Here is a 19,632-nt window from a genome sequence, read left to right on the forward strand (position 1 = left end):
CTCAGGCGGCGACGGCGTGGATCGGCTCGGAGTGCCCGTCAGGGGCGAGGAAGTAGCCGTCGTCGAACACGATCACGCCGTTGCAGAGCTTGGTCCAGCCCTGCTCGGAGTGGTCGACCACGACATGAGCGGTCCAGCAACAGCTCTCGGTGGCCTCAGGACAGGCCGGCATGTGTGCACACATCGTTGTGTACCTCCCAGAAAGGTTGCCCCTCTCCCAAAGGAGCAACAGTGATCCAACGCTACAGGCCCTTGGTCCTGAACCACGCGGGACTGGGTGATGTGCGTCGCATGGTCTGGACCAGAGCATTGGATCGATGCTAACTCGCTGTTGGTCACATGTCCGAGAACCACAAGTCCTGAATTGTGTTTCGTTCCAATTCGGTTCCATCCGGGCGCCGGTGCGCCCGCGCCTCACGAGGCGGTCAGGTCGTCCAGCCAGCTGTCGATGTCGACGTCCTCGTGGCCCCGCGGGACGACGGTGTGGGTGAGGCGGATGAACTCGCGGGTGTTCCACCACGGCAGCCGCAGCATCTCGACGTCGCCCGTCTCGCCCAGGTGCGAGACCTCGGTCAGCACGGAGGTCGCCTGCACCTGGATCGCCCCGGCCCCCACCGGCGCCATCGACCGCAGGCCGTCGGCCAGCAGGTCGCGGGCGAAGACCCACGTGTCCTCCCGGGACTCGCCGGTGATGTGCAGCGAGACCGCGAGCGGGTCGGCCGGGTCGTAGGACATCCGGACCTCGACGGTCTCGGCGTCACCGACGCTGCGGATCCAGCCGGCGGTGTCGATCGTGATCTGGTTCATGTAGGTGCCTCCATCCTCAGCCGGTCAACGAGGAGGGACCGTGGATGGTTATCGGTGGAGGCGTGTCGGCTAGGCCACCCGCGGCAGGGGGTTTCGCCCGGTGTGCCCGAGGAGACAGCCCCGACCTGCTCGGACGCGACCCGGACGGCACCCGCGGTGGCAGGATGAGGGCATGAGCAACAGCGCCGACGAGGGCTGGGGACTCGACCACAGCGAAGAGCTGGACCAGCTGCAGGCCGGGGACACCCTGGACGACCGCGGGGTCGAGGACATCCTCGACGAGGGCATCGTGACGCGCGAGCGCTGGTCGCCGGGCGAGGGGTTCGGCAACACCCGTGCCGAGATGCGCCAGGGCGAGACCCTCGCGATGCGGATCGCTCAGGAGGAGCCCGAGCCCGACCCGGCCACGTGGGACGACGAGGACCTCGACGACCGTGAGGTCGGCGACCGGCGCGCCGGTCGGCTGTGGTCCGACGACGGCGACGGCAGCACCCCCCACGACGACCGGTTCGCCCACGACGCCGGCATCGACGGCGCCGCGGCCTCTGCGGAGGAGGCGGCCATGCACGTCATCGACGAGGACGAGGACTGGTGAGCGCGGCAGGCTCCGCCGCATGAGGCTCGCCGTCGACCCGCAGTCCGCCGAGCCGCCGTACGAGCAGGTGCGCCGGCAGGTGACCGACCACGTCGCCGCCGGGTCGCTGCGACCCGGTGACCGGCTGCCGACCGTCCGGGGGCTCGCCGGCGAGCTGGGTCTCGCGGTCAACACCGTCGCGCGGGCCTACCGCGAGCTGGAGTCGGCCGGGGTCATCGAGACCCGGGGACGAGCGGGCAGCTTCGTGACCGGCGACGACGTGGAGCGCAGCGCCCGGCAGGCAGCGACCGAGTACGCCGCCAGGGCGCGCGCCCTGGGCCTCTCGCGGGAGGACGCGATCGCCCTGGTGACCCGGGTCTGGAGCCGGTGACAGGAGTCGAACCCGCGACATCCTTATTACAAGTAAGGCGCTCTACCAACTGAGCTACACCGGCGGGGCCGCCACGCCGGGCGGCCAGCGCACATCGTAGTCAGCCCGTAGGCGTAGGGTCGGGGTCGGCCGTGCACCGCGGCACCGGCGGGAGACCCCGAGTGGGCAGCACAGCACTCGCCGCGACGACCAACACGAACGTGTTCAGAAAGAGACCGAGGAGTCGAGATGGCAGAGACCTGGAGCGGCGAGTTCTACTGCGTGAAGTGCAAGGAGAAGCGCCAGGCCGAGGGTGAGGTCAAGGTGAACGAGAAGGGCACCCGCATGGCCAAGGCCGTGTGCCCCGTGTGCAGCACCAACCTCAACCGGATCCTCGGCAAGGCCTGACGCCACGATCCCCGTTCGGAGGGCGCGACCTGCGGGTCGCGCCCTTCGACGTTCCCGGACCCCCTCCGCCGGTGCGGGTCGGGCCGGAATCCGTGCACCTGTGGAGGCTCGCGCCCCCGGAGGTCCGGAGGGGGTGAGGCTGCCGGCATGCAGCCGCTCCTCCTCCCCGGCACCCGGGTCCTGCGTCGCGACGCCCACCACCTGCAGGTCGGGCTCGACCCGGCGACCCGGGTCGTCCTGCCCGACAGCGCCGACCTGCGACGCCTCGAGTCCGGCGCGGGTCTCGTCGGGTCGCCCGCGCTGCTCAGCCGGCTCGAGCCCGTGCTGCTGCCCGACGACGCCGCGCTGAGGTCGGCGCTCCCGCCGGCCGGCGACCCGTCGTACTCCGGCGACGAGGGGTGGAGCCGTCACGCGCTGGCCGCGGTCGCCCGCGAGCACCCGCGCGAGCCCGACGTGCTCGCGCGGCGCTCGTCGTGCTCCGTGGTCGTGCAGCCCGCCTCCCGCCAGCGGCACGGCCGGCCCTCCGGCCTCGACGAGGCCCTGGCCGAGCAGCTGCGCGCCCTGTGCCGCCGCAGCGGGCTGCGGGCCGGGGCCCACCTGCCCGGCGGGCCGCGCTCGCTGCGGCCCCCCGTCGTGCGGGCGCTGGTGTGCGTCGGCGAGCCCGACCGTCGCCTGCTCGACGACTGGCAGGAGCCGCACCTGGTCGTGCGCTTCGTCGAGGGCGCAGGCCTGGTCGGCCCCTTCGTCGTGCCCGGCTCGTCCACCTGCGTGCGCTGCATCGACGGGCACCTGGCCGACCGCGACCCCGCCTGGCCCCTCCTGCTCGAGCAGTACGCCCGCCACGCGGGCGCCGACCGGGCCGACGGCGTGCCCGAACCGCTCGACATCGCCCTCGTGGCGTTCTGCCTGGCCCTGGCCGCCCGTGACCTCGCCTCGTGGGCCGAGGGAGCGACCCCGGCCCGGCTCGGCAGCACGCTGACGGTGGGTCCCAGCCTCGACGGGCACACCGTCCAGAAGTGGCCGCGGCGGCCGGACTGCGCCTGTCTGACCGGCTGACTCGACCGGACCCGGCAGAATAGGGGACATGGCAGACCTTCCACGCAAGGCCGTCACGCGCACCGCGCGGATGGCGGCTCTCCCGCTGGGGTACGCCGGTCGTCAGGCCCTCGGGGTCGGCAAGCGCCTGGGCGGGGCGCCGGCCGAGGTCGTGATGAACGAGGTGCAGACCCGGACCGCCGCCCAGCTGTTCAAGACCCTCGGTGAGCTCAAGGGCGGCGCGATGAAGTTCGGGCAGGCCCTCTCGATCTTCGAGGGCGCACTGCCCGAGGAGATCGCGGCGCCCTACCGCGAGCAGCTGACCAAACTGCAGGACTCCGCCCCGCCGATGAGCCGGGCGGTCGTGCACCAGCAGCTGGTCCGCGAGTTCGGGGCGGGGTGGAAGCGCAAGATCGTCGAGTTCGACGAGGAGGCGGCGGCCTCGGCCTCGATCGGGCAGGTCCACCACGGCCGCTGGGTCGACGGCACCGAGGTCGCGGTCAAGCTGCAGTACCCCGGCGCCGAGCAGGCGATGCTCGCCGACCTCAAGCAGATCACCCGGCTCGCCCGCACCTTCGGCGGTCTCCTGCCGGGCATCGACGTCAAGCTCCTCGCCGAGGAGCTGCGCGACCGGGTCGCCGAGGAGCTCGACTACCGGCTCGAGGCCGAGGCCCAGTCGCGCTTCGCCGAGGTCTACGCCGACGACCCCCACTACGTCGTCCCGCGGGTGATGGAGTTCTCCCAGCGGGCCATCGTCACCGAGTGGGTGCCCGGCACCTCCTCGCTGGCCAAGGTCATCTCCGGCGGCACCCAGGAGGAGCGCGACCACTGGGGCGAGCTCTACGCCCGCTTCCTCTTCGAGAGCCCGGCGCGCACCGGCCTCCTCCACGCCGACCCGCACCCCGGCAACTTCCGCCTGGTGCCCGGCGAGGGTGGCGCTCCCGACCGGCTGGCGGTGCTCGACTACGGCGCCGTCGCGCGCCTGCCCGGAGGCGAGCTGCCCGTGGCGCTCGGGGTCCTCTCCCGGCTGTCGCTGGGTGACGACTGGGACGCGGTCGTCACGTTCCTGCGCCAGGAGGGCTTCATCAAGCCCAACATCCGGGTCCGGCCCGACGACCTGCGCTCCTACCTCGGCCCGTTCACCGAGCCGGCGCGCACGCGCACCTTCCGCTTCTCCCGCGACTTCCTGCGGGCCCAGCTCGCCCGCGTGCAGGACCCGTCCTCCCCCGAGGTGCAGGTCGCCTTCCGGCTCAACCTGCCGCCGGAGTACCTCCTGGTCCACCGCACGTGGACCGGCGCGGTCGGGGTGCTGTGCCAGCTCGAGGCCGAGGTGCCGTTCCGCGAGATCCTCGAGGGCTCCCTGCCGGGATTCGCTACCAGCCCCGGCTGAGGTCGAGCTTGCCCTCCACCACCCGGAGGTGCTCGCGCGTGCAGCTGTCGCAGAAGCGCTTGGCCTGGCCCGCCTCCATCGAGAGGGACCAGGTCAGCGGCGGCGCGTCACCCTCGTGACTCGCCCCGCACAGGTCGCAGACCACCATCGCGCCAGCGTACGACGCCGGCACGCAGAAGCCCCCGCCGTCGCGGTGCCGCGACGACGGGGGCCGGTGGTGCTGCCCGTGCGCTCAGAGAGCACGGGCAGCGGCGAGGCGGGCCCGGTGGGCCGCCCGCTCGGCACGCTCCGACAGCCGGTGGGCCATCAGGAGCCGACGTCCACGTCGTTGTGCCCGCGCCTCTCCGAGGCGCTCGGACATCTGTGCACGAGCCAGGTCTTCGAACATGAGGTTCATGGCATTGCTCCAGTTCAGGGAAGAAGTCATCGGTGTGGTGTCTCGTCGTCGGGTCGCGGCCCTCACGCCGCCACCTCGTTCTTGCGAGGCCGTCCACGGGGTCGTTTCCGTGGGATCACGGCTCCCTGGAGGAGCAGCTGTCCACCCCACACGCCCCACGGCTCGCGGCGTCCGATCGCCTCCTCGAGGCAGGCGGCCCGGATCGGGCAGCTCCCGCACATCGACTTGGCCAGCTCGACGTCGCTGGGCGACTCCGCGAAGAAGAGGTCCGGCTCCTCGCGACAAGGGAGCTCGGCGAGCTCGGTCGACTCGGCTGACAGCGCCGGCACCTCCAGCAGTGCGGTCATCATCTGGTTCCTCCTGGGTAATTCGTTTCTCTGCACTTCGGTCGGTGTGACAAACAGAAAGGCCGCGGATCCCGGTCTGGGGTCCGCGGCCTGGAGGCTGCCGAGCTGAGAGCTGGTGCTCTAGATCGGTGGACTCCAGGCGGGCTGACCCGTGGCGGCGATGTGGCCATCGACTCGCACGTCACCCCAGACACCGGTGGTGTCGAGCTGGGCGCCGAACGGCGTGACGACAGACGGGGCCGAGGTCAGGACGGAGGCGACAGGGGCGGCGTAGCCGGCGCACGGACGAGGCGTGGACACACGAGTGCCACGCTGGATGCTGGTCGCGTTGATGGTCATCATCTGGTCCACCTCCTGGTCTCTCTCGGTCCTCGGAGCTCTCGGCTGTCCAAGGGGCTCAGGCGCCATGCGTGAGCGTGACAAGCACGGTACTCGCGCACGTTCTGCGTTGGCAAACGATTTATTGCGTGGATCTTCCGCGGGTTCTCTCACTCGCCGGACGCGGCGATCAGGGCCAGCACCTCGTCGCCGTAGCGCTCGCGCTTGGAGGCCCCGATGCCGTTGACCCGCAGCAGCTCACGCTCGCTGCGCGGCTGCACCTCGGCGAGGGCACGGAGGGTCGCGTCGGTGAAGATCACGAACGCGGGGACCGACTCCTCGCCGGCCTTCTCGAGCCGCCAGGCGCGCAGCCGCTCGAAGAGCTCCTCGTCGTAGGGCGACTCGCACGTCTCGCAGCGACCGAGCTTGCGCGCCAGCGTCGTGGTCAGGACGGCGCCGCACACCCGGCAGGTCGCGGACTTCTTGTTCTTCTGAGAAGAAGTGGGGCGCTGGGTGGTGGTGAGGGCCTGGGGGGCGATGCCGTCGAAGAAGCGCGAGAGCTTGCGGGAGCCGCGTCCACCCGGGTTGCGGGTCAGCGACCACGAGACGGTGAGGTGCTCGCGGGCGCGGGTGACGCCGACGTAGCAGAGCCGGCGCTCCTCCTCGATCGCGGTGGGCGAGTCCATGGCATAGGTGATCGGGAGCGCCCCCTCGTGGGCGCCGGCGAGGAACACCGCGTCCCACTCCAGCCCCTTGGCCGTGTGGAGCGTCGCGATCGTGACGCCCTCGGCGACAGGCGCGTGCTGCTCCGCAGCGCGGCGGTCGAGGTCGTCGACGAACGCCGCGAGGTCGGCCTCGGGCTGGGCGTCGGCGAACGTGCGCGCGAGGGTGAGCAGGGCGTTGAGCGACTCCCAGCGGTCGCGCACGTTGCCCCGGCTGGTCGGCGCCTCGTCGGTGAAGCCCATGCCGCCGAGCACGTCGCGGGTCTGCTGGACCAGCTCGTCGCCGGTGAGGCCGGCGCCCTCCCCCGACCGCGCGCTGCCCCGCACGAGGGTGACGGCCTGGCGCACCTCGGCGCGCTGGAAGAAGCGCTCGGCGCCGCGGACGACGTAGGGCACGCCCTCCGCGGCCAGGGCCTCCTCGAACGCCTCGGACTGGGCGTTGATCCGCACCAGGACCGCCACCTCGCGGGCCGGGGTGCCCGCGCGCAGCAGCGCCTTGATGCGCCCCGCGACGAACGCGGCCTCGGCGACCTCGTCGGGCTGCTCGGAGAAGGCGACCTCGGGCCCGGCCGGGCGCTGGGCCTGCAGCCGCACGGCGGACCCGTCCGAGCCGGGCCGCCCGGACGCTCCCATCACGGCGTTGGCCGCGGCCACGACCTGGGGCGTGGAGCGATAGTTGCGGACCAGCTCGACGCTGGTCGTGCCGGGGTGGCGCTGCGGGAACTCCTGGAGGTGGCGGGCGCTCGCCCCGGCGAAGCTGTAGATCGTCTGGGCGGGGTCGCCCACCACGCAGAGCTCGTGGCGGCCGCCGAGCCACAGGTCGAGCAGCGTGGCCTGGATGGGCGAGACGTCCTGGAACTCGTCGACGACGAAGTGGGTGTACTGGCGGCGGATCTCGGCGGCGACGCGCTCGTCCTCGCTGATCACCGCGGCGGCGCACAGCAGGACGTCCTCCATGTCCATGCGTCCGGCCTCGCGCTTGGCGTCCTCGTAGGAGGAGAACACCCGGGCCACGGTCGCGGGCGGGACCGAGATCTCACGACCCCTGGCCTCGGCGACGCGCTCGTAGTCCTCGGGGCGGACGTTGCTGACCTTGCTCCACTCGATCTCGCCGGCCAGGTCGCGCAGGGTCGCGGCCGAGGTGTCGACGCGGTTGCGGCTCGCGGCGCGTCCCACCAGCGAGAGCTTGGAGTCCATCAGCTCCGGGAGCGCGCCGGCGTAGACCTTGGGCCAGAAGTAGCGCGCCTGCCGCAGCGCCGCGGAGTGGAAGGTGCGGGCCTGCACGCCCGGTGCGCCCAGCACCCGCAGCCGCTGCCGCATCTCGCCCGCGGCCCGCGTGGTGAAGGTGACCGCGAGGACCTGCTGCGGGACGTAGACGCCGGTGGCCACGCCGTAGGCGATGCGGTGGGTGATCGCGCGGGTCTTGCCGGTGCCGGCGCCCGCGAGCACGCGCACGGGTCCGCGCAGCGCCTCGGCGACCGCCCGCTGCTCGGGGTCGAGCGCCTCGAGCAGGGCCTCGGGTGAGGGCGGGGGTGACGTCGGCGACATCGCGGGCATGCGGGAACAGGCTCCTCGGGGTTTGGTGTTGCTCCCCCAGTGGGGACGATCGTTCCCGACCCTAAGTCTTCGGAGGGACAGTTCATGGCCAGCGTCACGATGTACTCCACACCCTGGTGTGGCTACTGCCACCGCCTGAAGGGACAGCTGGAGCGCGAGGGCGTGCACTTCGAGGTGGTCGACATCGAGGAGAACCCGGCCGCGGCCGAGGTGGTCATGCGGATCAACAACGGCAACCAGACCGTCCCGACCCTCGTCTACGCCGACGGAACGGCCCACACCAACCCGCCGGCCAAGCAGGTCCTCGCCAAGCTGGCCGAGCTCGACGAGCTCAGCGCCTGAGAGCCCTATGTCAAGCGGCCTGGTGTTGGAGGTCGTTGAGGCGGCCGTGTAGGTCGGGGTTGTAGGGCTGGTGGTCGGTCCAGCAGCGCCAGAGGATCCGCGTCCAGCCCTGGGCCAGGATCCGTGCTGCGTGGGGGTGGCGTGCGCCGCGTTGGCGGGCGCGGTCGTAGGTGTCGCGGGCCCATGCGTTGGCGCGTGGGGTGTCCTGGGCCCAGTCGACGAGGGCGTCGCGGAGGTGTTTGTTGCAGCCGCGTCGGTAGCCCACGTTGCGGAAAGTCCCGGACTGCCGGGTGGAGGGTGCGACGCCGGCGGCGGCGGCCAGAGCGCCCGCGTCGGGGAAGCGAGCCCGGCAGTCGCCGATCTCGGCGAGCAGGGTGGCGGCGCGGACGGTGCCGGAGCGGGGCAGGGACTGGAAGATCGGTCCGTCGGGGTGGGCGAGCAGTGCTTCTTTGATCCGGGTCTCGAGCGCGGTCTGCTGGCGGCGCAGGGTGGTGAGCAGCTCGACCAGGGTCAGGACGATGAGCTCGCTCGCCTCAGCGGCTGCTCCATCGACGCGTCCGGTCGCGGCCTCATGGAGATGTGCCACGAGCTCGGCGGGTGTCTGGCGTCCGCAGTAGGCGTTGGCCTTGAGCCAGTGCGCCAGCCGGCTCTGCGAGAGCCAGGCGGCTTTGGCCTCGGAGGGGAAGCGGCGCAGGAACGCCAGGCTGATGGCGATGTCGAGGCCGCTGAACAGGCCGATCGCGCCGGGGAAGTTGTGCTGCAGCACGGCGAGCAGCTGGTTGTGGACCGCGATCCGGTGCCCGACCAGGTCTTGGCGGGCGCGGACCAGCATCCGAAGCGCCACCGTCTCGGGGGTATCGGGACGCACGATCGCCCAGCGTCCGGCGTCGGTGCGCAGCGCGTCGGCCAGGACGAAGGCGTCGAAGCGGTCGTCCTTGTTGCCCGCCGAGCCATAGCGGACCCGCAGGGACTTGACCTGGCGTGCGGAGATCACGACGACCTCGAACCCCTCGCGCAGGAGGTGCTCGACGACCGGTCCGTCGCCACGTTCGATTCCGACCTGCGTGATCTCGTGGCGGCGCAGCAGCGCGGTGATCTTGGCCAGGCCGGAACGCGAGTGCGGGAGCGTGGCTTCCTCGAGCCGGTGACCCTGCGCGTCGATCACGCAGACCGCGTGGTGCTGCCAGGACCAGTCGATCCCGGCAAAGGTGATTCGTGCGGGCGTAGCCTCCATGTGAGTGCTCTCCTTCCGTCTAGCCCACGGATTCAGCACTCCGGTCCGGGACGTGACGGTCGGTCGCTCACTGAGGCGCTCCAGGCCGGCAAGCCTTGGCGCAAAGCCCTATGGCCGATCTGCACGTCCCGGGCCACCGAGCCCCGCAACTCTCAGGCAGGTCGTCCCAGACGGGCGACTCGGTCAGCCTGGCAGTGACTCGGCAGACCCGGGGTGCAGACAGAAGGCCTACTCCTGTCGTGGACCAAGGTCCACCAGTGAGGGTCACCAGGACCCCGGCACGACGCCGCCGTACCACGCCTCGACCAGCGACCGGCTGATCGAGAAGCCGCCCGGCGTCACCAGCTCGCCCGACTCTCCCCCGCGGCGTACGTCGTCGCGGGTGAACCAGCGCGCGGCCTCGAGCTCGTCGTCGTCGACGTGGATGTCGGTGGTGAGCGCCCGGCCGAAGAAGCCGACCATGAGGCTCGAGGGGAACGGCCAGGGCTGGTTGCCGAAGTAGGCGACGTCGCCGACCTCGATGCCGGCCTCCTCCATCACCTCGCGCCGGACGGCGTCCTCGAGGCTCTCGCCCGGGTCGACGAAGCCTGCCAGCGTCGAGTAGCGGCCCTGCGGCCACGACGGCTGACGACCGAGCAGGGCGCGGTCGTCGTCGTCGGTGACGAGCATGATCACGGCCGGGTCGGTGCGGGGGAAGTGCTGGCGCCCGCAGGAGGGGCAGGTCAGGACGTAGCCCCCACCCGACGGGTCCAGCAGGTGGCCGCAACGTCCGCAGTGGCGGTGGGACCGGCGCCACTCGTCGAGCGCGACCCCCTGGACGACGAAGCCCTGGTCCGGCGCCGACAGCTCGGGCCCGTGGGAGCGCAGCGTACCCCAGTCGTCGGGGGCCCGGAAGCCGCGGGGCAGGGCGAGGAAGTGGACCAGCCCGTCGCGCTCCCCCAGCAGCACCCGCTCCGCGCCCGGCACCAGGTCGTCGGTCTCGCGCGGCGAGAGCCAGCGCACGGTCGTGCCTCCCGGGGCGAGGGGGAAGCGGCCGCCCGCCAGCACCAGCACCCGGGTCGCGGTGTCGGCCCACTGCTCGGCCAGCCACTCGTCATCGGTCCGGCGGTCGCCGATGCGCTCGTGGGAGCGGGTCGAGAGGGCCACGTCCACGGAGTACGGAAGGGGGAAGTCGGTCACCCCGCGAGCCTACGTAGGGTGACGCCATGAGCACGCACATCGGCGCGAAGGCCGGCGAGATCGCACCCCACGTCCTCATGCCCGGCGACCCGTTGCGAGCCAGGTGGATCGCGGAGAACTTCCTGGACGACGCGACCTGCTACTCCGAGGTGCGCGGGATGTACGGCTTCACCGGCACCTGGAAGGGGCAGCCGGTCTCGGTGCAGGGCTCCGGCATGGGCATGCCGTCGATCTCGATCTACGTCAACGAGCTGTTCACGGACTACGACGTCCGGTCGGTCACCCGCGTCGGCTCCTGCGGCGCGCTCTCCGAGGAGCTCGAGCTGCGTGACCTGGTCATCGCCAGCGGCGCCTGCACCGACTCCTCGATGAACCGGATCACCTTCGAGGGCCTCGACTACGCGCCGGTCGCCGACTTCGACCTGCTCCGCCGCGCGTGGGAGGCCTCCCAGGGCCTGCCCGTCACCGCCAAGGTCGGGCTGATCATGAGCAGCGACTCCTTCTACGCCTCGCGACCCGAGCTCACCAGCCGCATGGCGGAGTACGGCGTGCTGGCCGTCGAGATGGAGGCCGCCGCCCTCTACACGCTGGCCGCCAAGCACAAGCGCAAGGCGCTCGCGGTCTGCACGGTCTCCGACCACATCCTCACCGGGGCCGAGACCACGGCGGCCGAGCGGCAGGAGACCTTCGGCCACATGGTCGACGTCGCGCTCTCGGCGATGCTGTCCTGATCGCTCCCCCGATGCAGGCAACCCTGCTCGGGGTCGCGGCGTGTAGGGGGTCATGGACGGACAGACCGTGACCGCACGGCCACCCACCGCCCCTTCCCCCGAGGAGGGGTTCGAGGACTGGGTCCTCGCCAGCGGCGCCCGCCACAAGCGGCTGGCCTACCTGCTGACCGGGGACCTGCACGAGGCCGAGGACCTGCTCCAGACGGCGTACGCCAAGGTGCTGCCGAGGTGGAGCCGGGTCTCGGCCTACGACTCTCCCGACGCCTACGTGCGTCGGGTCATGGTCAACCTGCGCACCTCGCGCTGGCGGCGGCTGCGCGACCGCGAGTGGACGACCGAGGCGGTGCCCGAGCCGCGCTCCTCGACCCCGGACCTGTCCTCCCTGGTCGTCGAGTCCGACGCGCTGCTGCTGGCGCTGCGCCGGCTGCCCGCGCGCCAGCGGGCCGCGGTCGTGCTGCGGCACTGGTGCGACCTGTCCGAGGCGGAGACCGCCTCGGTCATGGGCTGCTCGCCCGGCACCGTCAAGAGCACCACCTCGCGCGGCCTCGCCGCCCTGCGCGGCCACCTGACCGACCCCGACCTCCGGGAGGGAGGCACCGCATGACCACCACCGACCCCCTGCACGACGCCTTCGACGACCTGGCCCGCCGGGCAGACCTGGACCCTGCCCCCGACCGGCTCGCCGGCATCGCCCGCAAGCGCCGGGCCCAGCGCGACCGCCGCCTGGGCGCGGGCGCCGGCCTCGCGGTGCTCGCGGTCGTCGCCGGCCTCGGCATGCCTCACCTGCCGAGTGGGAGCCCCGACCGCGACGCCACCGTCGCCACCACCGCCCCGAGCCCGTCCAGAGGGCCCGACCTCGGGCTGGAGGTCCAGCTGCACGTCACGCCCACGGTCGGCGACGGGTTCCGCGTGAGCCTCGACGTCACGGGGACCGCCATGCCGGTGGTCGACCGCCGCACCGGCCGGCCGGTCGAAGGGGGTGGGGTCCGCGGGACCCGGATCCTGCTCGACGGCAAGGAGGTCCGCGGCACGGACGCCGGTGACGTCGAGTGCTCGACGACGGGTGCTCCGGAGCGCTACGACCAGACGTTCGGCCCGTTCACCGTCGACATCCCGCCGGGCGACCACACGGTGCGCGCTGTGGCCGGGTGGTGCGACGCCACCGGTGAGGTCCGCCAGGCCGTGGACGAGGACGAGGCCTACTACCTCGGGGAGTCGACCGTCGTCGACCGCGCCCGCCAGGACGTCGACGGCGACGGCACGCCCGAGCAGCTGGTGCTGGTCGACGAGGGCACCGACTCCGTCCTCCGCGTCCACGGCTCCGTGGACGGCGTCGTGAGCCTCCAGGCCGCGGACCCGGTCCGGGTCTCCGGTGTCGAGGACCTGGACGGGGACGGCGACCAGGAGGTGCTGGTCGACGTGCGCTGGCGCTCGGTCACCGCACTCGTGCTGGTGACGCTCGACGGAGGACGTCCGGCGCTGGTGACCTCCCCACCGGAGGGTCCACGGCGCTACTCCGGGGTGGTGGACGGCGACTTCCACGGCACGACGCTCATCGACGGCGTGCTGACCACCTGGGAGGGCCCGGGCGACGGCCGCCGCGTCGGTCCGGTCGACGGCGGCACCTGGGTGCTCGAGGGGACGCGGCTGCGGCTGGTGCCCTTCGGTCGGCCGACCTGCGCCGGCGTGGACGTCAGGCCGGCCCCGTGCTGAGCAGCTCCTCCAGCTCCGCGCGGCCGGGGAGGTCGTCGACCTCGACGACCTGTCCGTCGCGGACGTAGCAGAACGCCGCACGGACGCGGTGCAGCGGGAGGTCGTGCAGCTCGGCCCACGCCACGCGGTAGACCGCCAGCTGGAGCGGGTCGGCGCTGTGGGACCGGCTGGTCTTCCAGTCGACCAGCAGCCACGAGCCGTCGTCCTCGGGGAACGCGGCGTCGATGCGGCCGCGGACGACCTGGCCGGCGAGCACGAGCGCGAACGGCTGCTCGAGCACGGCACCCTTGCGGTCGGCGAACGGGCCCGCGCGGAAGCGGTCGGCGAGCTCCTGCAGGTCGGCGTCGTCGGCGAAGTCGGGGTCTCCGCGGCCCGCGACGTCGTCGAGGTCGAGCAGCACCTCCTGCCGTGCACCGAGGAAGTGCTCGACCCACGCGTGGAACCGCGTGCCGGCTCGCGCCGAGGGCGCGGGCGGCGTCGGCATCGGACGCGCGAGCCTGGCGGCGAACCCCTCGGGGTCGTCGCGCAGCTCGGACAGCGCGGTGGCGGACAGGGCCTGGGGCAGCGTCAGCTCGACGGTCGCGGCGGCCCGTGCCCGTGCCTCGGCGAGCAGGCGTCCGGCCTCGGCGTCCCAGGCCGCGACGAGGTCGGCCTCCTCGGCGCTCAGCCCGGTCGCGGGGTCGGTGGTCGGGGCCGCCCACTCCGCGACGACCCGCTCGGCGAGCGCGAGACGGCGCAGGGTCTCGGTGGTGTGCTCCTCCGGCGGCCAGGGGACCCGGGTGGGCTGCTCGTCGCAGGGGTTGGGGTCGCCCTTGGCCGGCTGGTCGGGCCACACCGGGAGCGGACCGTCCACGACGCCCGCGGCGACCTGGTCCTCGAGGAACGCACGGACCGTGCGCTGGTAGTCCGACGGGCCGCGCGGCGTCTTGAGCGAGGGCGCCCAGACGTGGGAGGTCACGACCAGCAGGTGGCGGGGCCGCGTCATCGCGACGTAGCCCAGGCGCAGCTCCTCGGTCGCGGCGTGCGCCTTGAACCGCGCGGCGTGGTCGGCGAGGTCCTCGCGGCTCCACCCGACCAGCCCGGGCAGGTCGAGCCGGTCGCCGCGCAGCTCGGTCGGGAGGACCGGAGCGCTGGTGAACCACTTGGAGCCCGCGCGCCCCGAGGGGAACCGCGACTGGCACACGCCCACGAGGAAGACCGCGTCCCACTCCAGGCCCTTGGCCTTGTGGACCGTGAGCAGCTTGACCGTGTCGGCGGCGCTCGGCGTCGCGACCTCCATGCCGTCCTCGTCCTCCTCGGCGGAGAGGTAGGACAGCAGGGCGGTCAGGCTGACCTCGCCGTCGATCGCCCGGAAGTCCGCGACCGCGCGCACGAACAGGTCGAGGTTGTCGCGCCGCGCGCGCGCGGCCGGGCTCACCGACGAGGCCAGCTCGACGTCGACCCCCGTGGTGTCGACGATGCGGCGCACCAGGTCGAGCAGGGGCTCGCCGACGTGGTGACGCAGCCGCGCCAGCTCACCCGACAGCAGGGAGAACCGCTCGAGCGCCTCGGCGGAGTAGGCACCCCGCTCCGGCTCGCCCGGGTCGTCCACGGCGTCGGCGAGCGAGACCACCTCGGTCGGGTCGGCCCCGGCCACGGCGTCGGCCAGCGCCCCGGCGAGGTCGTCGACCTCGCCTGCGGGGCGTCGGCCGGCCAGCTCGAGGGCGCGGGCGCCGAGCAGCGCCAGGTCGCGGGTGCCGATCGCCCACCGGGGCCCGGTGAGCAGCGTGAGCATCGCGGCGTTGTCGGTGAGGTCCTCGAGCAGGCTGAGCGTCGCGACGACGTCGGCCACCTCGGGGAGCTCGAGCAACCCCTTGAGCCCGACGATCTCGACCGGGACCTCGTGGCGCACGAGCTCCTCGTAGACCGCGGCCGCGTGCTTGTTGTCGCGGGTGAGCACCCCGATCTCGTTCCAGGCACCGAAGCGCTCGTGGGCGGCGACGACCTGCTCGGGCAACCACGCCAGCTCCTCGGCGTAGGTCGTGAAGGCCTCCGCGCGGATCTCGCCCGGGGCGGCGTCGGGCTTGGGGCGGAGGGGCTGGACGCCCGGGGAGTCGGCGTAGAGCGGGCCGGCGAGCCGGTTGGCCAGCTCGAGCACGAGCCGGTCGGAACGACGGTTGGTGGGCAGGCTGAACCGCGCGACGTCGGTCGAGCCGCCGGCGTCGGGGAAGGCCTCGCCGAAGCGGCGGATGTTGGAGACCGAGGCCCCGCGCCAGCCGTAGATCGCCTGGTTGGGGTCGCCGACCGCCATCACGGCGTGGCCGCGACCGGTCTCGACGGTGGGTCCGGAGAACAGCCGGCCGAGCATGAGCGCCTGGGCGACCGAGGTGTCCTGGTACTCGTCGAGGAGCACCACCGTGAAGCGTGCGCGCTCGGCCTCGCCGACCTCGGGGCAGGTGTCGGCCAGCCGCGCACCCAGCGAGATCTGGTCGGAGAACTCCATCAGGCCGAGGCGACGCTTGAGGGAGCGGTAGTCGCGCACGAGGTGGAGCAGCTCGTCGCGCTGGTCGAACACGCGCAGCGCCTTGGCGAGGTCGTCCTGGTGCCCCTTGAGCGTGGAGACGGCCAGGGCCTCGGCGATGCGCAGACGCTCCCGGTCCTGCAGGGCGGTCACCTCGGCGGGGTCGACGAGGTGCTCCGACATCGCGGCGTCGAGCGCGAGGAGGTAGGAGATCACCGTGCCGGGGTGCTCGCTGAGGTGCCGGACCTCGCGGGTGTGCCGGCTGATCACACGGGCGGCGAGCTGGTGCCGGGCCGCCTCGGTGATCACCCGGGTGTCGGGCTCGTGCCCGATGCGCAGGCCGTGGTCGGTGAGCAGGCTCGCGGCGTAGGAGTTGTAGGTCGCGATCGTCGGCTCGAGCGGCTCGGTCTCGGCGTCGGGGTCGCCGCCGACGGCCGCCTGGTCGAGCCCGGCCGCGGCGAGCGCCTGACGCACGCGGGTGGCCAGCTCGGAGGCGGCCTTGGTCGTGAAGGTCAGGCCCAGGACCTCCTCGGGGCGGACGCGACCGGTGCCGACCAGCCACACCACCCGGGCGGCCATGAGGGTGGTCTTGCCGGAGCCGGCGCCGGCGATCACCACGGCCGGGGCGAGGTCGGCGGTGACCGCCTCGAACTGCTCGGGGCTCAGGGGGAACGCGGCGTGCATGAACGCCTGCAGCTCCTCGGGCGTGCGCAGCCGCGGCGTGCTCACGACAGCACCGTCCCGCGGTTCTGGGCCGGGCAGAGCCGGCGGAACTCGCAGCGCTCGCAGTGGCTGCCCGGCGTCGCCGGGAAGTCCTCGTCGCGGACCAGCCGCGCGGCCGCGGCGAGCTGTCGCTCCACGACCCGCAGGCCGTCGTCGCCGGGCGCCTGGGGGTCCTGCTGCTGCACCTTGGGCGCGTGGGCGGCGCCCTTGCCCGCACCGACGCGCAGGTGGACCAGCTCGGCCCCGCCACTGGCGCCGCGCGTGCCGAGCAGCTCGTCGAAGCCGCCGTGGTCGACGGCCAGCTGGTAGACGCCGAGCTGCGGGTTGTCCGGGATCTTGTTGTCGGGCGGGGGGTACTTCCCGGTCTTGAAGTCGATCACGACCACCCGGCCGTCCTCGTCGACCTCGAGCCGGTCGGCGGCGCCCCGCAGCCGCACCCGCTCTCCGCCGACGGTCAGCTCGACGGTGAAGCCCTGCTCGGCGGCGACCACCCGGCGGGCCGACGGCCGGCGGCTCCAGGTCAGGAAGCGCTCGAGCGCGGCCCGGGCCTCGGCCCGCTCGCGCGGTCCCGACCACGGCGTGCGGAACTGGATCTGCTGCCACACCGCGTCGACGTGCGCCATCAGGGCGTCGACGCTCACGTCGGGGTCGATCTCGCCCTTGACGTAGCGGTCGACGATGGTGTGCACGACCTTGCCGAAGCCCTGGGCCTGGGTCGTCGCGTTGCGCCCACCCGCCTCGCGCTCGAGGAACCACTGGGCCGGGCAGCGCTGGAGCCCCTCGAGCGCGCTGGCGCTCAGCGCCACGGGACGGTCCTCGGGACGGACCGGCGTGCTCGCGCGGCTGCGGCCCCGCACGCCCCACCACGAGGCCGGGTCGGCAGCCGGCGCGACCGGACGCTCCCCCACGCGCTCCTGCGCGAGCCGCGCGAGCCGGCGTACGGCGGCCTCCCGCAGCGCGGGCGACCGGCTCTCGTCGGCGGCGGTGCGGCGCAGGTCGGCGACGAGCCCGTCGAGCGAGAGCGGCCGGACGGGCCGGCCGACGACGGCGCGCGCCTCGACCCCGAGCTCGGCGGTGAAGCGGGAGGGCTGGTCGCCGTCGTCGTCCGGCGAGGCCACCGCGGTGACCAGCAGCCGCTGGCGGGCGCGCGTGCACGCGACGTAGAACAGCCGACGCTCCTCGGCGAGCAGCGCGCGGACGTCGAAGGCCGGCACGCCCGGCGCGACCGGGTCGAGGCCGACCTCCTCGACGTGGAGCAGCGTGGACCGCCGGCGCAGGTCGGGCCAGGTGCCCTCCTGGACGCCGTGGACGACGACGAGCCGCCACTCGAGCCCCTTGGAGCGGTGGGCGGTGAGCAGGCGCACGGCCTCTCCGCGGACGCCCGCGTCGGCGAGCGTGTCACCGGGGATCTGCTGCGCGGCGAGGGTCTCGAGGAAGGTCTGCGCCGTCGTGCGGTCGCGCTGGTCCTCGACCGACGAGGCCTCGTCGAAGAGCGCGCAGATCGCGTCGAGGTCGCGGTGGGCCGCCGCGGACCCGCCGCCGCCCCCGACCGCGACAGCGCGCAGCCGGCGGGGCCAGTCGGTGCCCGACCACAGGTGCCACAGGACCTGCTCGGCGCTCTCCCCCGCCGCGACCCGGGCGTGTGCGGCGGCGAGCAGGACGCCGAGCGACCGGGCCCGCTCGACCGCTGGGCCCTCGAGGCCGTCGAGCTGTCGGGGGTCGGCCAGGGCCTCGCGGACCAGCTCGTCACCCGACCGGGCCGCGACGCCGGAGGCGTGCTCGCGGTGGCGCAGCTGCTTGGCCAGGGAGCGCAGCCCGGTGACGTCGAGACCGCCGAGCGGGGACATCAGGAGCCCGGCGACCCGGCCGGCGTCGAGGTAGGAGGGCGAGGCGGGGTCGGTGACCGTGAGGTCCACCGCGGCGCGCAGCGCGTCGAGCAGGGGGCGGACCGCGGGCTCGTCGACCAGCGGGGTGTCGTCGGAGGCCACCTCGACCGGGACACCCGCGGCGAGCAGCGCCCGGCGGAGGCCCGGGATCGCGGTGCGGCCGCTGCGGACCAGGACCGCCATCTCGGACCAGCCGATGCCGTCCTCGAGGTGCGCACGGCGCAGGCGGTCGGCGGTGTGCTCCACCTCGGCCCTCGCGGTGTCGAAGTGCAGCACCTCCACCTCGCCGTCGCCGAAGGCGCCGGGGGCGGGACGCGGGGTGCGGAACGACCGGAACGCCTCCCCCGGGATGGCGCCGTGGGTGGGCAGCGCCTGGGCGACCGTGCGCGACGCCGCGAGCAGGCGGGGCCCGAAGCGCCGGGTGGTCTGCAGGGCGAGCACCGGCGCCGGGCGGCCGTCGAGGTCGCGGAAGCGGTCGGGGAAGTCGAGGATGCCGCGCACGTCGGCGCCCCGGAAGCCGTAGATCGACTGGTCGGGGTCGCCCACGACGACCAGGTTGCGGCCGTCGCCGGCGATCGAGCGGAGCAGCGCGACCTGGCTGGGGTCGGTGTCCTGGTACTCGTCGACGAAGACCCACGACCAGCGCTGCCGCAGGGCCCGGCGCACGTCGGGGCGATCGGCGAGGCCACCGGCCTGCACGATGAGGTCGGCGTAGTCGACCGCGCCCTTGGCGTCGAGGACGGTGAGGTACTGCTCGAGGAAGCGGCCAGCGGCCACCCACTCGGGGCGACCGCGCTCGGCGCCCAGCCGGGCCAGGTCGGGACCGGTCAGCCCGCGCTCGCGCGCCCGCGCCAGCAGCGACTGCACCTCGCGGGAGAACCCGCGGGTGCGCACGGCCTCCTGCAGCGACTCGGGCCAGCGGACCGCCTCGGGCGTGGGCTCGAGGAGCTCGCGGATCGTGACGTCCTGCACCGGCGCGGAGAGCAGCCGCGGCGGGGCCGCCCACGCGTCGGGGTCGGCCCACTCCTTGACCAGCGACCAGGCGAAGGAGTGGAAGGTCGAGGCCAGGTCGGAGCCGGTGGTGCGGCCCAGGCGGGCGGTCACCCGGTCGCGCAGCTGCTCGGCGGCCTTGCGGCTGAAGGTGAGGGCGAGGACCTCCGACGGGTCGACCCCACGCCGCTCGACGAGGTCGACGACCGCCTCGACCATGGTCGTGGTCTTGCCGGTGCCGGGACCGGCGAGCACCAGCAGCGGGCCGCCCGCGTGCTCCACCACCGCCTGCTGGGACGCGTCGAGCGTCGGCGCGGGCGCGGCGGTGCGCGCGGGGCGGCGCAGGAGGTAGGTCGTCATCGCGTCCTATCCCAGCACGGCGCTCCGACAGAAGCCGAGGGGCACGCGC

Annotated in this window: 19 protein-coding genes and 1 tRNA gene; 9 read left to right on the plus strand and 11 right to left on the minus strand. The window is 73.5% G+C overall.

What is annotated here, in order from left to right; all coding sequences use genetic code 11:
• Position 1 precedes the first annotated feature (1 nt).
• Together J2S63_RS05925 and J2S63_RS05930 are read right to left on the minus strand one after the other, a co-directional pair.
• A complete protein-coding gene (locus J2S63_RS05925) occupies positions 2–391 on the minus strand; it encodes a DUF5999 family protein (RefSeq protein ID WP_310299846.1) in 390 nt (129 codons plus the stop codon).
• 23 nt (positions 392–414) lie between these two features.
• The gene (locus tag J2S63_RS05930) at positions 415–807 is read right to left on the minus strand and encodes an SsgA family sporulation/cell division regulator (protein WP_310299849.1); all 393 of its coding nucleotides are present in this window, start codon (positions 805–807) and stop codon (positions 415–417) included.
• A gap of 172 nt (positions 808–979) precedes the next feature.
• On the opposite strand from J2S63_RS05930, the gene J2S63_RS05935 reads away from it, so the two are divergent.
• Entirely contained in the window at positions 980–1,402 is a 423-nt protein-coding gene (locus J2S63_RS05935) for a DUF5709 domain-containing protein (protein ID WP_310299852.1), read from the plus strand.
• 19 nt (positions 1,403–1,421) lie between these two features.
• The gene (locus J2S63_RS05940) at positions 1,422–1,772 is read left to right on the plus strand and encodes a GntR family transcriptional regulator (RefSeq protein WP_310299854.1); all 351 of its coding nucleotides are present in this window, start codon (positions 1,422–1,424) and stop codon (positions 1,770–1,772) included.
• Here the strand turns inward: J2S63_RS05940 and J2S63_RS05945 are convergent.
• Positions 1,761–1,836, minus strand: a tRNA-Thr gene (locus J2S63_RS05945). The genes J2S63_RS05940 and J2S63_RS05945 overlap by 12 nt on opposite strands.
• Before the next feature lie 164 nt (positions 1,837–2,000).
• Here J2S63_RS05945 and J2S63_RS05950 point away from each other — a divergent pair.
• The 3 genes from J2S63_RS05950 (at position 2,001) to J2S63_RS05960 (ending at position 4,584) form a co-directional block, all read left to right on the plus strand.
• Positions 2,001–2,159 carry a DUF5679 domain-containing protein gene (locus tag J2S63_RS05950; RefSeq protein ID WP_224127705.1) on the plus strand — a complete coding sequence of 53 codons (159 nt, stop codon included), beginning with the start codon at positions 2,001–2,003 and terminating at the stop codon, positions 2,157–2,159.
• Positions 2,160–2,306: 147 nt separating this feature from the next.
• On the plus strand, positions 2,307–3,215 hold the full coding sequence (locus tag J2S63_RS05955; RefSeq protein ID WP_310299859.1) for a hypothetical protein: 909 nt from the start codon (positions 2,307–2,309) through the stop codon (positions 3,213–3,215).
• 28 nt (positions 3,216–3,243) lie between these two features.
• Positions 3,244–4,584 carry an ABC1 kinase family protein gene (locus J2S63_RS05960; RefSeq protein WP_310299861.1) on the plus strand — a complete coding sequence of 447 codons (1,341 nt, stop codon included), beginning with the start codon at positions 3,244–3,246 and terminating at the stop codon, positions 4,582–4,584.
• On the opposite strand, the gene J2S63_RS05965 is transcribed toward J2S63_RS05960, so the two are convergent.
• The 4 genes from J2S63_RS05965 to J2S63_RS05975 form a co-directional block, all read right to left on the minus strand.
• Positions 4,568–4,732 (minus strand): hypothetical protein, encoded by a 165-nt coding sequence (locus tag J2S63_RS05965; RefSeq protein WP_310299864.1) that lies wholly within the window; start codon positions 4,730–4,732, stop codon positions 4,568–4,570. The two genes, J2S63_RS05960 and J2S63_RS05965, sit on opposite strands and share 17 nt — an antisense overlap.
• An 84-nt stretch (positions 4,733–4,816) precedes the next feature.
• Positions 4,817–5,140, minus strand: coding sequence for a putative WhiB-interacting protein (locus tag J2S63_RS21375; RefSeq protein WP_510184750.1), 324 nt, complete (start codon positions 5,138–5,140; stop codon positions 4,817–4,819).
• The gene (locus J2S63_RS05970) at positions 5,044–5,328 is read right to left on the minus strand and encodes a WhiB family transcriptional regulator (RefSeq protein WP_374725106.1); all 285 of its coding nucleotides are present in this window, start codon (positions 5,326–5,328) and stop codon (positions 5,044–5,046) included. The genes J2S63_RS21375 and J2S63_RS05970 overlap by 97 nt, the downstream gene beginning before the upstream one ends.
• A gap of 488 nt (positions 5,329–5,816) precedes the next feature.
• On the minus strand, positions 5,817–7,925 hold the full coding sequence (locus J2S63_RS05975; RefSeq protein ID WP_310299870.1) for an ATP-dependent DNA helicase UvrD2: 2,109 nt from the start codon (positions 7,923–7,925) through the stop codon (positions 5,817–5,819).
• An 84-nt stretch (positions 7,926–8,009) separates the two neighbouring features.
• Here J2S63_RS05975 and J2S63_RS05980 point away from each other — a divergent pair, with 84 nt between their 5' ends.
• Positions 8,010–8,267: a mycoredoxin gene (locus J2S63_RS05980; RefSeq protein ID WP_310299873.1), complete on the plus strand. Its 258-nt coding sequence runs from the start codon at positions 8,010–8,012 to the stop codon at positions 8,265–8,267.
• A 10-nt stretch (positions 8,268–8,277) separates the two neighbouring features.
• Here the strand turns inward: J2S63_RS05980 and J2S63_RS05985 are convergent, their stop codons facing one another.
• Together J2S63_RS05985 and nudC are read right to left on the minus strand one after the other, a co-directional pair.
• Complete coding sequence (locus J2S63_RS05985; protein WP_310299192.1) at positions 8,278–9,501, minus strand: IS110 family RNA-guided transposase; 1,224 nt, start codon at positions 9,499–9,501, stop codon at positions 8,278–8,280.
• Between the two features lie 264 nt (positions 9,502–9,765).
• Positions 9,766–10,680, minus strand: a complete 915-nt coding sequence (gene nudC, locus J2S63_RS05990) for an NAD(+) diphosphatase (RefSeq protein WP_310299876.1) — start codon at positions 10,678–10,680, stop codon at positions 9,766–9,768.
• Between the two features lie 26 nt (positions 10,681–10,706).
• On the opposite strand from nudC, the gene deoD reads away from it, so the two are divergent.
• From deoD to J2S63_RS06005, 3 genes are read left to right on the plus strand one after another with little or no spacing between them, the layout of a single operon-like run.
• Positions 10,707–11,411, plus strand: a complete 705-nt coding sequence (gene deoD / locus J2S63_RS05995; protein WP_310299878.1) for a purine-nucleoside phosphorylase — start codon at positions 10,707–10,709, stop codon at positions 11,409–11,411.
• A gap of 52 nt (positions 11,412–11,463) precedes the next feature.
• Positions 11,464–12,015 carry a SigE family RNA polymerase sigma factor gene (locus tag J2S63_RS06000; RefSeq protein WP_310299881.1) on the plus strand — a complete coding sequence of 184 codons (552 nt, stop codon included), beginning with the start codon at positions 11,464–11,466 and terminating at the stop codon, positions 12,013–12,015.
• Positions 12,012–13,124, plus strand: coding sequence for a hypothetical protein (locus tag J2S63_RS06005; protein WP_310299884.1), 1,113 nt, complete (start codon positions 12,012–12,014; stop codon positions 13,122–13,124). The genes J2S63_RS06000 and J2S63_RS06005 overlap by 4 nt, the downstream gene beginning before the upstream one ends.
• Here J2S63_RS06005 and J2S63_RS06010 read toward each other — a convergent pair.
• On the minus strand, positions 13,105–16,353 hold the full coding sequence (locus tag J2S63_RS06010; RefSeq protein ID WP_310299887.1) for an ATP-dependent helicase: 3,249 nt from the start codon (positions 16,351–16,353) through the stop codon (positions 13,105–13,107). The genes J2S63_RS06005 and J2S63_RS06010 overlap by 20 nt on opposite strands.
• On the minus strand, positions 16,350–19,583 hold the full coding sequence (locus J2S63_RS06015) for an ATP-dependent helicase (protein ID WP_310299889.1): 3,234 nt from the start codon (positions 19,581–19,583) through the stop codon (positions 16,350–16,352). The genes J2S63_RS06010 and J2S63_RS06015 overlap by 4 nt, the downstream gene beginning before the upstream one ends.
• Between the last annotated feature and the right edge of the window lie 49 nt (positions 19,584–19,632).

The organism is Nocardioides marmoribigeumensis, from assembly GCF_031458325.1.
Classification (GTDB): domain Bacteria; phylum Actinomycetota; class Actinomycetes; order Propionibacteriales; family Nocardioidaceae; genus Marmoricola_A; species Marmoricola_A marmoribigeumensis.